The sequence below is a fragment of the Anaerostipes hominis (ex Lee et al. 2021) genome (assembly GCF_002270485.1).
GTDB classification, from domain to species: domain Bacteria; phylum Bacillota; class Clostridia; order Lachnospirales; family Lachnospiraceae; genus Anaerostipes; species Anaerostipes hominis.
The window spans coordinates 1-11,814 of sequence record NZ_NQOG01000001.1 but is presented as its reverse complement, the minus strand read 5'-3'; the positions used below and the strand labels follow the sequence as shown (position 1 = coordinate 11,814).

Genomic DNA, 11,814 nt, shown 5'->3' with positions numbered 1-11,814 from the left:
ATATAAATTGACAATGTAAAACGAGAGTGTTATTATAAAAGAAATTAGAAAGGAATCCAGCATGAATAAATTAAGCGAGTATGTCAATTTTGAGAGTGGAACGCCGCAATTTAGAATCAATGAATCCATGGACCGTAGTGCGCCGATTTATAATGTATATAGTCAAAATGATTTGACAGATGACTTGGTAGGGATAAATTTATTATCAGGGGAACCGAAAAAGATTAGAACCAGAGACGAAGTATCTATAGTATTCCCGCAGGATATCATATTCAGTTTAATATCAGGTACAGCAAGCATAGTTGGAAAAGACCATCAAGGTTACTTGTATACACAGAATTATGTTAGAATAAAACCCGATAAAAATATCGCTCCTAAATATTTGATCTATTTGCTAAATGAAAATAGAGCCATTAGAAAACAATTTCAATTAGGCTTACAAGGGACGACCGTTTTAAAATATACATTAGCCCAGTTAAAAGAAATTGAACTTCCATCTTTGCCGTCGTTACATGAGCAGCAAATAATCGGAGAAGTTTATTTCAAACAGTTACGGGTGCAGGCTTTGAGAAAACGGGTGGCAGATTACAAGATGACAGTTTTACTGAACAAATTAGAGGGGGTACTAGAGGATGAAAGAAGCTCAGTTTGAATCAGAATTAATTCAATATCTTTCAGGTGAAACAGATACAGATGTTGCAAAAGCTTCTGTTATGTGGGAAACACCAAGTTATATTGTAAAAACAAAATTTTGGGAATACAAGCCGGAAATAAAAACAACAGACGCACTTTGGGAGAACTTCAAGCAAATTCTGGAACAGCATAACCAAAAAACGTTAGAGCATCCATTAAGTGTTGTAGAGTTTAACCAGGTTAAAAAGATTATAAGTAATCTGCATACACCATATAAAGCCGGGCAGTTTTTATATGGTTTAAATGGCGTTTCTCAAATAGAAATTGATTTGGATGATGGCAGACACGTGTTCCTGACCGTATTTGATCAAAAGCAAATTGGAGCAGGCGATACCATATACCAAGTGGTGAATCAAATAAAACGTCCGGCAGTTATAGCAGGAAAAAAGGATAGGATATTTGATACGACATTGCTGATTAACGGACTGCCCATTATTCAAATTGAGGAAAAAAACGACCACCGGGATGTGGATGAGGCCTTAAATCAGATGGAACAGTATGTGGCCGAGAATCAATACCGGGATATCTATTCTACAGTACAGATATTGGTTGCCATTACTCCGAATAACGTGAAATACATGGCAAATACTACGGCGGATAAGTTCAATAAAGACTTTGCATTTCATTGGCAGAGACGGGAAGACAATACCATTGTCCGCAGCTGGAAAGAGTTTGCGGACAATGTGCTTAGTATTCCTATGGCACATCAGATGGCAACCAATTATATGATTCTGGACGGAACGAAGAATAAGGAAACGTTAAAGGTTATGCGTCCTTATCAGGTATATGCCACTCAAAAAGTAGTGGAAGGGATTAAACGGACAGATTTTGAAGCGGGAAATAACAAGATTGGGTATATATGGCATACAACAGGATCTGGCAAGACAATTACAAGCTTTAAGACTGCCTGGCTGGCAAGCCGTATGCCGAATGTGGACAAAGTCGTTTTTGTTGTAGATCGAATTGCTCTTACAAGGCAGACGAGTGAGGATTATAAGGCATATGACCCAGACGGTGAAATCGGCGATGAGACACGATTGGGAAGTGTCCGGGATACAAATAACACCAATGACTTAAGCCGCAAATTAAAAAGTAAAGATAATAATATTATAGTAACGTCTGTTCAAAAGCTGGGGACTCTGGTCAGCCGTAAAAGCTTTAAATCACCGGAGAAAAATATAGTATTTATTGTAGACGAAGCACATCGAAGCACAGGCGGAGATAATTTTGCCAAAATACAAAAAGCTTTTAAGCAGTCCGCATGGATAGGATATACAGGGACGCCTATGTTTGATGAAAACGCTATAGGTATGAATACAGAGAGTATTTTTGGTCCGCTGCTTCACGCATATACCATTCGGGAAGCCATTGCGGATAGAAATGTACTGGGCTTTAAAGTAGACTTCGAGACAACAATTGATGAAGAGAAAATGAAGGAAGAATATCTTCCTGAATTTTATCGCCAACGATACCCTAAGTGGAGCGAGAAACAGATCAGAAATAAAATTCTAAATCTAACGGAAGAGGATATAGATGATGCGATAGAGCCCAGCTTCTATGATGAAAATATAGAGCACATAAAATTAGTGGTCGAAGATATATTCAAAAACTGGAAAAACCGTTCCGGCGAGGGAAAATATAATGCAATATTAACCACCCATGTAGGAGGCGGCAAAGCCAGTACACCAATGGCCATGATGTATTTTCGTGAATTTCAAAGAGTGAATAATAAGAATAAAAAACAAGGGAAACCGATATTAAAGGTGGCGATTACATATAGCCTTAATACCACAAATAATGACAGTCAGTTAGAGAGTAACCAGGGTCTTCATGAAGCCATGAAGGTATATAATGAAGAGTTTGGGACATTATTTGGCCTGGACGATGTGTCAGGATATATAGAGGATGTAACAAGCCGGTTAAATAAGACCACAGAAGATAAAAATTATCTTGATCTTGTTATTGTAGTGGATCAATTGTTGACAGGCTTTAATGCACCGGAACTGAATACATTATATGTGGACAGAATTTTGAGAGGAGCAGGTTTGATACAAGCCTATTCCAGAACGAATCGGATTGCGGACATGCAGAATAAACCGTGGGGAAATATTGTAAACTACCGTTGGCCGTCATTAAATGAAACGCTTATGAACAAGGCACTTGCAGTTTATGCAAATAAGGATTCGGCAAATATTTCTGAAGAAGAACGAAAGCAGCAAAATGAAGAAGACGGAATTATTGCCCATTCTTTCCAGACAACCCATGAAGAAGTGAAAAAGGTGGTACAGGAGCTTAGAGCTATTACAAACCAATTTGAAAGGGTGCCGCCAAGTGAAAAGAAGAAAGAAGAAATGCTGCAGCTGTTACGACAGTATAACAGCGGTATGGCAAAATTAAAACAGTATGCCCCGGAAGTAGTGGATGGGAAAGAGGAAGGCTTTGATTATGAACAGCCGGATCAACTGCTGAAGTCGCTGGGAATGGAGCCGGAAGAAGAGATTATGCTTACTACCGTTCTGAGTAATGAACTAAAACAGCAACTGGCAAAAGAGAAGAAAATATCAATTCACCAAATTGAGTTGAAGATGACACATGTAAAAGACATAAAGGTTGACTATGATTACTTGACAGAGCTTGTGGAGAAACTTCTGAATCAGGTTCATGAAAGAGATGAACAAGGAGCCTGTGAAACAAAAGAAAAGATTTACCAGTTTGCGAATGGACTGGAAGATAGAAGATATGCGGGGAAAATTATCAATGCTGCAGAAGCGATCGCAAAAGGATTGTATCCAACAGATCCGGATTTTAAGTATCCGGCCAAACTGAATGCGGGAAGTGAACAGATCATTCAGGAGGCAAACGACATAAGTCTAGATCGGTTATTACAGGAATTTAGAATCAAGTGGGGAATTATCGATGTTGTCACAAGCGCTGAAATGCGTACATTCTTCGCCCGCCATAAATATGGGATACAAGATTTAGATGATACCGGCAGAATTCGGGATATTATTGCAAAAGGAAGCAGAGATTATGCCGTTTTATCCCATGATAAAGAGATACAGTCACTTTCCAGAATAAAATACCGCAACAAATTAAGGGAAGCTATCTATGATCTTGCAGACAGATTAGTAGAGAACTAAGATAAAGGAAAACAATATGAATGAAATTGAGTTTTTAATGTATGAGGCAGATGCAAAAATAGAAGTCATAGTTAAGGATGAAACAATCTGGGCAACACAAAAAGCAATTGCAGGACTATTTGATGTAGGCGTACCGGCAATCAGTAAACATTTGAAAAATATTTTTGAATCGGGTGAACTGGATGAAAAAGTGGTTGTTTCCATTTTGGAAAATACCACGCGGCATGGAGCTCTGCAGGGGAAAACGCAGACAAAGAATGTAAAATACTATAATTTAGATGCGATTATATCGGTGGGTTATCGTGTGAATTCAATTAAGGCAACTAGATTCAGGGTGTGGGCAACGAACATTTTAAAAGAGTACATTCAAAAAGGATTCAAGATAGACGAAGAACGCATGAAACAAGGAAATAATGTTTTTGGACAAGATTATTTTCGTGAATTGCTTGAAACAGTTCGTTCGATACGAGCAAGTGAGCGGAGAATCTGGCAGCAGATTACAGATATATTTGCGGAAATATCCTATGATTATGATAAAAATTCGGAAATCACAAAAATGTTTTACGCAGAAGTCCAAAATAAATTTCATTTTGCCATTACCGGAAAAACAGCGGCAGAAATTGTTTATGATAAAGCAGATAGTAAAAAGCAGCATATGGGATTGACTACATGGAAACATTCACCGGATGGACGAATACTCCAATCAGATGTAATTGTGGCAAAGAATTATTTAACAGAAAAAGAAATTAAGAGCTTAGAGAGAAATGTGTCAGCCTATTTTGACTATGTAGAACGATTGCTTGAGGATGAAACACTTTTATCCATGGAGGATTTTGCTACAAGCATTGACGAGTTTTTAAAGTTCAACCGCTATGATATACTTCAGGGACATGGACAAATATCACACAAGTCCGCAAAGAAAAAGGCTATTGAGGAATATAAAGAATTTAATAAGCATCAGATTATAGATTCGGATTTTGATAAAGAGATAAGGAAAATCCAGGGAGGCAAAAATGAGTGAAGAGAAACGCAGAGTACCAAAGCTGAGATTCCCGGGATTTACGGACGAGTGGGAAGAGCGGAAGCTGGGGAAAATGGTTGATGTTCGCAGTGGTAAAGACTATAAGCACCTTAAAGAAGGTTCTATACCGGTCTATGGGACAGGCGGATACATGCTCAGCGTGAGTGAAGCATTATCATACTTGGAAGATGCAATAGGAATTGGAAGAAAAGGTACGATAGATAAACCGTATATCCTTAAAGCACCGTTTTGGACGGTAGATACACTGTTTTATGCGATTCCAAGAGATAGCAACGACCTGAACTTTGTGTTTGATATTTTTCAAAATATCAATTGGAAAAAGAAAGATGAGTCTACCGGAGTGCCGAGTTTGTCAAAAGCTGCAATCAATGAAATTGATGTTTTAACTCCTAAGACTATTGAGCAGAAAGTAATTGGAACCTTTTTTTACAACCTCGACCACCTTATCACCCTTCATCAGCGTAAGTCAGAGCATTTACAAAAATTGAAGAAATCTTTACTTCAAAAAATGTTTCCTAAAAAGGGAGAAAAAGTTCCAGAACTTCGATTTCCCGGATTTACTGATACTTGGGAACAGCGTAAGTTGGGAGATGTGTTTCAAGAATATTCTGAAAAGAAACACGAGGAACTTCCAGTGTTAACAATTATTCAAGGAGGAGGAACAATTCTCCGAGAAAAATCAGATAGGAATTTGCAGTATGATAAATCTAGTCTGTCAAATTATAAGATGGTTAAAAAGAATGATTTTATTGTGCATTTACGTTCCTTTGAGGGGGGACTAGAAAAAGCAAATAGTGATGGAATCATAAGTCCTGCCTATCATACGTTCCATGGGGTCGGGACGGATTCAAGATTTTATTATTCGTATTTTAGATCGCAGGATTTTATAAAAATAAGACTTTTGCCTCATGTTTATGGAATAAGAGATGGGAGAAGCATAGACATTGAAGGAATGAAAACTATAGATATTCCTTTCACATCATATGAAGAACAAAAGAGGATAGGAAATTTTATTGAATCTCTTGACAACCTCATCACCCTTCATCAACGTAAGCTGGAACATGTAAAAGATTTAAAAAAGGGCCTATTGCAGCAGATGTTTATATAAAATAGGAGAAATAGAAGAAAAGGAAGAAAAAATGTCAAATAACAATATTCAGACAATATCAAATAAATTATGGGCAATGGCAAATGAACTTAGGGGCAATATGGACGCAGCAGAATTCAAAAATTATATCCTTGCATTTATGTTTTACCGCTATTTGTCAGAGCATCAAGAAAAGTATTTAGCAAGATACGATATCATTGATATAGCCCCGGGACAGACTATTAACGAAGCATATAAGGAACAGGCATCAGGAGATGATTTGCCAGATTATCTGGAGGATATTTCTTCTAGCTTAGGATATGCTATTGAACCAGAGGACACATGGGCATCTTTAAATTATAAGATCGATGAGGCTCAGATTATCCCCAGTGATTATCAAACTATATTTGACAATTTTAATAGAAATGCTGAATTAAATATAGAGGCTTCCAGAGACTTCAGGGGTATATTTAACGATATAAATCTGGGGGATTCAAGACTTGGAAGTTCCACAACAGCGCGCGCAAAATCATTAAATAATATTGTGAAATTGGTGGATAGTCTGGAATATAAAAGTGATGATGGGAAAGATATCTTAGGTGAAGTATACGAATATCTTATTGGACAATTTGCAGCCAGCGCAGGCAAAAAGGGCGGCGAATTCTATACACCGCATCAAGTCAGCAAAATCTTAGCAAAAATAGTGACAGACGGTATTGCTGAATCGGACAAGACTTTTACCGTATATGATCCGGCTATGGGATCTGGTTCTTTACTATTGACGGTTCGTGATGAATTAGCAGGCGGTAATCGGCCGGGAGCAGTTAAATTTTATGGGCAGGAACTGAATACAACAACTTATAATTTGGCTCGAATGAATTTGATGATGCATGGTGTTTCGTTTAACAATATGAATTTAAATAATGCAGACACATTGGAAGCAGACTGGCCGGACGGTCCGGACGAAAAGGGTATTGATCAGCCAAGAAGTTTTGACGCCGTGGTAGCTAATCCACCTTACTCCGCAAAATGGGATAATAGAAAAACGAAATTAAAGGATGCAAGATTTAACGAATACGGAAAACTCGCACCGGCCTCTAAAGCAGATTTTGCATTTGTATTGCACAGTATTTACCATCTTAACAGTAGTGGTACAATGGCGATTGTCCTTCCTCATGGAGTTTTGTTCAGAGGAGCGGCAGAGGGGAAAATCAGGCAGGCAATTATTGAAAAAAATTACTTGGATACTGTAATTGGATTGCCTCCTAACCTGTTTTATGGGACAAGTATCCCGACAATTATATTGGTGTTAAAGAAAAACAGGAAAAAGAAGGATGTATTGTTTATTGACGCCAGCAAAGAGTTTGAAAAAGGGAAAAATCAAAACTACATCAGTGATGAAAATATAAATAAAATTTTAGAAACATACCGGGCACGTAAAGATGTCGATAAGTATGCCCATGTTGCATCTAATGAAGAAATAAAGGAAAATGAGTACAATCTAAATATTCCAAGGTATGTAGATACCTTTGAGGAAGAAGAACCTATTGATTTGCAGGAGGTAATCAAGCAAATAGAGGAAGATAATAAAGAAATTGAGCAGTTGGAAAGGGAAATTGCAGAGCAGCTTAAAATATTAGGGGTAGAAATATAATAAGATATCATTTTTCAGAGGTAAAAATGGTGCCATTTTTAGTAAAGGAAATGAAGTGATTATTCCTGTTTCAGGGGAAACAGTAGCGGATATAGCAAGAGCGTCAACCGTTATAAAAAAGTGGAAGTTACTTTTTCATTTAGGGGATACTAAATTTATTTCTCTTAGTTCTTGTTCAATCAATCCAAATGTAATATAATTCCTAAGTGGAGCATTATACCCGGAGCAGTAAAATTAAAATAGCAGCACATACAAAAGATAAAGCTGTTCCGGGTATAATTTCCCATGAATGTACAGGCACAGATAAAAAGTCGGAGAAGGATTTTCATTTGTTTTTTTTGTTTCATGCTTGACAGCTTCTTTTACTATATGCTATTCTGTCCCTGCTGTAAAAAAGCTATATATTTTTCTGTTTCTGATCACAAACAGAAAAATATATAGCTTTTTTACATGGAAAGGAGAAATTATGGATACTATTGCAAACCCAATGGGTACGAAAAAGGTATTTCCTCTGCTGATTTCTATGGCCGTGCCTCCTATGATCTCAATGATGATCCAGTCGCTTTACAATATCGTAGACAGTATGTTTGCGGCCAGGCTTGGGGTGAATGCCATTACAGCCATCTCATTGGCCTATCCGCTGCAAAACCTCATCTTATCCGTCGGTGTAGGACTGGGAGTAGGCGTTAATGCCTGTATTGCCATGAGTCACGGAACAGGGGATACCAAAAGAGCAGATCAGGCAGCTGTCCACGGACTGGTGCTGGCCGGTCTTCATGCATTAGTTTTTATCGCATCCGGCCTTATGGGAATCCGTGCGTATCTTGGAATGTTTACAAAAGACCCGGAAGTTCTTTCCCTGAGCAGCCAGTATACATATATTGTGGTGCTGCTGTCTGCCGGTTCACTTGTTCATGTAGCGATAGAAAAGATTTTTCAGGCGATGGGGAATATGAAAGTGCCGATGATCCTGCAAGGGATGGGTGCCCTGATCAATATTATATTAGATCCTCTTTTTATTTTTGGGGTTGGTATCTTTCCTAAAATGGGAGTAGCAGGAGCAGCAATCGCCACAGTGATCGGACAGTGGAGCGCCTGCCTCCTCGCTGTTTTCCTCCTGTTTCGGAAGGAACATACCGTCCACATCCGGTTTCGCGGCTTTGCATTTGACCGGGAACTGCTCAAAAAGATTTATATGGTAGCAGTTCCGTCCGCCATCACCATGTCTCTGCCGTCTATATTGATCTCGATCCTGAATGGGATACTGGCCGGAATTTCAGAAGTGGGAATTGCAGTACTCGGCATTTATTTTAAAGTACAGACATTTATCTATATGCCGTCCAACGGTCTGATCCAGGGGATGAGGCCCATCATCAGTTTTAACTGCGGGGCAGGAAGAGATGACAGAGTGAAAGAGACGATTAGGGACAGTCTTCTTGTCACCGGTGGGATTATGGCCGCAGGAACCGTCTTATTTGTTGTTTTTCCTGTGCAGATCATGGGATTGTTCCACGCAGGGGGTACGCTTCTTAAGATGGGAATCATGGCATTTAGGATCATCAGCATTGGTTTCCTGTTTTCTGCTGTGGGAGTAGTGTATTCCGGTGTCTTTGAGGCGCTGGGAAAAGGGAGTGCATCTCTGGCCGTGTCTACATTGAGACAGTTTTTCATCATTCCGGTTCTTTCTTTATTTCTGGTTTCTCGCATGGGGATCAATGGAATTTGGGCTTCTTTTCCGGCAGCAGAGGCGGCAGCGGCTCTGGCAGCAGTCCTTTTATACCGGAAATACAGCTATAAGAAGAAAAAAACTGAAGATATACAGAATGCTGTAAGAAGACGGCAATAAAAGATGACATTTTGGACAGTTTTCCGGATTGCTGTCTCAGAGATGTAAGATTTTCTGACTTTCATGAAAGCCTCTCCAGAAGTATCCATTGAACAAAAGAAGCCATTCAACGATCGTTTTTTATCACTATTGGAGGAGCGCATTTCAAAGCGTGACGGAAATAGTGATAAAAAACTCATGAATTTTCGGACGTGTTGTGTTAAAATCTAAATGACTTGAAGTGAAAAGGAGAATATGACATGGATAAGAAATTAAAAGCAGTCCTGATCGCGGTGCTGGTTATTGTCGTCGGCGGTGCGGGATTTCTCGGATATGAGTATGTGACTCAGAAACTTACGGCAAATGACGGAATTGAGCTGCTCTCCAAGGGTGAATACCAGAAAGCGTATGAAGCATTTGAGAAAGCAGGCAGTAAAAAGACTCTTTTGTGGACAAACCAGAAAAATGATGTGATGTTTTATCAGGCGGAAGCTCTCTGCCGGCTGAAGCGTTATAAAGATGCCATTCGCATTTATGACCGGATCATAGAGAAAAAGCCGCAGGGCAGGGCTTATGAATGGAAAGCACTTTGTTACGTGGGATTAGGACACGAAGAACAGGCACTGGAGGTCTGCAGTGAAGGGATACGTTCTCTCCCCTCAGAAGGAGAAAGTTATTATGCCAAGTATAGTATTCTTGCGAAGCAGAAGAAGTACGATGAAGGACTTTCTGTTGTAAGTGAAGCTTTGAAGCAGAATCTTACCACCAAGAAAAAAGAGCTGATGTTTGCAAGGATCAGCCTTTATGAAGCTAAATTTGATTTTAAAACAGCATACCATTATGCAAAAGAATATGTAAAAGCCTATCCGGACGATGAAAAAGGAAAAAAAGAAGCTACTTTTTTAGAAACCAGATAGTACACTTTGTCTGCAGGGCAGAAATCAAGAGTTCCATTTACGGAACTCTCAGACCGTAGACAAAATGGTTCTCTGGGCGTTGCCCGAGAACCATTTCATGGTTATTCTCCATAGTTGAGATAGGGTACAAACAGTAGGTAGATCTTTGTACCAGGCTCCCCACTTCTTACGCCATTTCCAAATGGCTAGTTTCTTTAAGTTTATGCAAGAAAACAAGAGGTTTAGCTCCATTTTGATCTTATCTAAACCTCTGTATTGGGTATAGCGCATGCCGTGTTTTTCCTTAGCATCGGCAAATACTCGTTCAATTGTCTCTTTCCTTTCCTGGTACTTTTCTTTTATCCCCAGAGTATGGCGTATTTCTTCGACCTGCTCCATATAGCCTTCCCATACATGACGCGTGATTACTTTTTCATACGCCTTACTTTCTATACACCGGTTCCGGTAAGGGCATTGCATACAGACCGCCCACTCACTTTTATATTCCCGGTATCCTTCCCGGTTGGTGGTCCGGTAGTGCAGTATTTTATTGTTTGGACATATGTAACAGTCATAGTACTCGTCATATACAAATTCATTTTTTCGGAAAAATCCTTTTATCGTCTTTGGCCTGCCATACGGCATCACTGGCGTTTTCCCATCCTCTATCAATACGGGCAAAGATTGTTTCAAATAGACCAGTCCCATCAAAACGGCGGGGATAATTTTTGCCAAAGGTAGAAAAATGAGGAACTTCTTCCGACAGCCCATATCCCAGATACCAGCGGTATGCAAAATTCACTTCAATGATAAAAACAACGATATTATCCAAAATAATCTCTAACATAAAATAGGAATCCGAGAAAATCAAATTTCTTAGGATTCTTTTTTTGTTTGTTATTGATGATTATATAAAGTTTAAAAGTATGCCCTTGAAACTATATTTTCTATTCATCTTCTTGATTAGCAATATTTTTAAGCTTTTCATTTATTTTAACAAGTGAAGAAATGATATTGTCAATATTAGTTGACACATTTTTCTCAAGCATATCACTGACTATGCGGCCAGTTCCAAATCCTCATAATACTGCCTGCGTTTTATCATAGGTGGAAGCCCGCCATTGGCAGAGCATATCCTCCGGTTATTCCAGTAGCTGAGGAAGTATCTCCAAATGAGTACCTTTAATTCCTCTACAGTCATCTGCTTTGTTTCATAGCGGTCGTAGAGAAGTTCTGTCTTCATTCTGGCCCACATGCTCTCGCAACGGGCATTATCATGGCAGCGTCCTCCGGCACTGTTCATGCTTTGATGGATGTGATACTTCCGAATGGCCTGACGGTAGACCTCACTGGTGTACTGTGTTCCACGGTCACTGTGGATGATAGCGCCTTCCAGTGCAGGATAAGCAGTCAGGGCGTTTTCCAGTGTATGGACACACAGATCTGCTTTCATGTTTGTTTCCATTGCCAGACCAAG

Annotated in this window: 9 protein-coding genes and 1 pseudogene; 7 read left to right on the top strand and 3 right to left on the bottom strand. The window is 39.2% G+C overall.

The window, feature by feature from the left end; translation table 11 throughout:
* Positions 1-61 precede the first annotated feature (61 nt).
* The 7 genes from CI597_RS00045 to CI597_RS00015 all read left to right on the top strand — a co-directional run bounded on the left by CI597_RS00045 (position 62) and on the right by CI597_RS00015 (position 10,358).
* Positions 62-652, top strand: a complete 591-nt coding sequence (locus CI597_RS00045; RefSeq protein ID WP_024726923.1) for a restriction endonuclease subunit S — start codon at positions 62-64, stop codon at positions 650-652.
* Positions 633-3,833 carry a type I restriction endonuclease subunit R gene (locus CI597_RS00040; RefSeq protein WP_024726924.1) on the top strand — a complete coding sequence of 1,067 codons (3,201 nt, stop codon included), beginning with the start codon at positions 633-635 and terminating at the stop codon, positions 3,831-3,833. The genes CI597_RS00045 and CI597_RS00040 overlap by 20 nt, the downstream gene beginning before the upstream one ends.
* A gap of 16 nt (positions 3,834-3,849) precedes the next feature.
* Positions 3,850-4,854, top strand: a complete 1,005-nt coding sequence (locus CI597_RS00035; RefSeq protein ID WP_024726925.1) for a virulence RhuM family protein — start codon at positions 3,850-3,852, stop codon at positions 4,852-4,854.
* Complete coding sequence (locus CI597_RS00030; protein ID WP_024726926.1) at positions 4,847-5,983, top strand: restriction endonuclease subunit S; 1,137 nt, start codon at positions 4,847-4,849, stop codon at positions 5,981-5,983. Before CI597_RS00035 ends, CI597_RS00030 begins: the two co-directional genes overlap by 8 nt.
* Positions 5,984-6,014: 31 nt before the next feature.
* A complete protein-coding gene (locus tag CI597_RS00025) occupies positions 6,015-7,616 on the top strand; it encodes a type I restriction-modification system subunit M (RefSeq protein ID WP_024726927.1) in 1,602 nt (533 codons plus the stop codon).
* A gap of 466 nt (positions 7,617-8,082) precedes the next feature.
* Positions 8,083-9,462, top strand: a complete 1,380-nt coding sequence (locus CI597_RS00020; protein ID WP_024726928.1) for an MATE family efflux transporter — start codon at positions 8,083-8,085, stop codon at positions 9,460-9,462.
* A gap of 239 nt (positions 9,463-9,701) precedes the next feature.
* Complete coding sequence (locus CI597_RS00015; protein WP_024726929.1) at positions 9,702-10,358, top strand: tetratricopeptide repeat protein; 657 nt, start codon at positions 9,702-9,704, stop codon at positions 10,356-10,358.
* 156 nt (positions 10,359-10,514) lie between these two features.
* Here CI597_RS00015 and CI597_RS00010 read toward each other — a convergent pair.
* The 3 genes and pseudogenes from CI597_RS00010 to CI597_RS00005 form a co-directional block, all read right to left on the bottom strand.
* Positions 10,515-10,988, bottom strand: a pseudogene (locus CI597_RS00010) (transposase); the annotation flags it as partial.
* Entirely contained in the window at positions 10,933-11,184 is a 252-nt protein-coding gene (locus CI597_RS19645; protein ID WP_024726931.1) for a transposase, read from the bottom strand. The gene CI597_RS19645 and the pseudogene CI597_RS00010, both read right to left, overlap by 56 nt.
* Before the next feature lie 210 nt (positions 11,185-11,394).
* Positions 11,395-11,814 (bottom strand): DDE-type integrase/transposase/recombinase (locus CI597_RS00005; protein ID WP_143266053.1); only part of this gene is annotated, 420 nt, incomplete at its 5' end.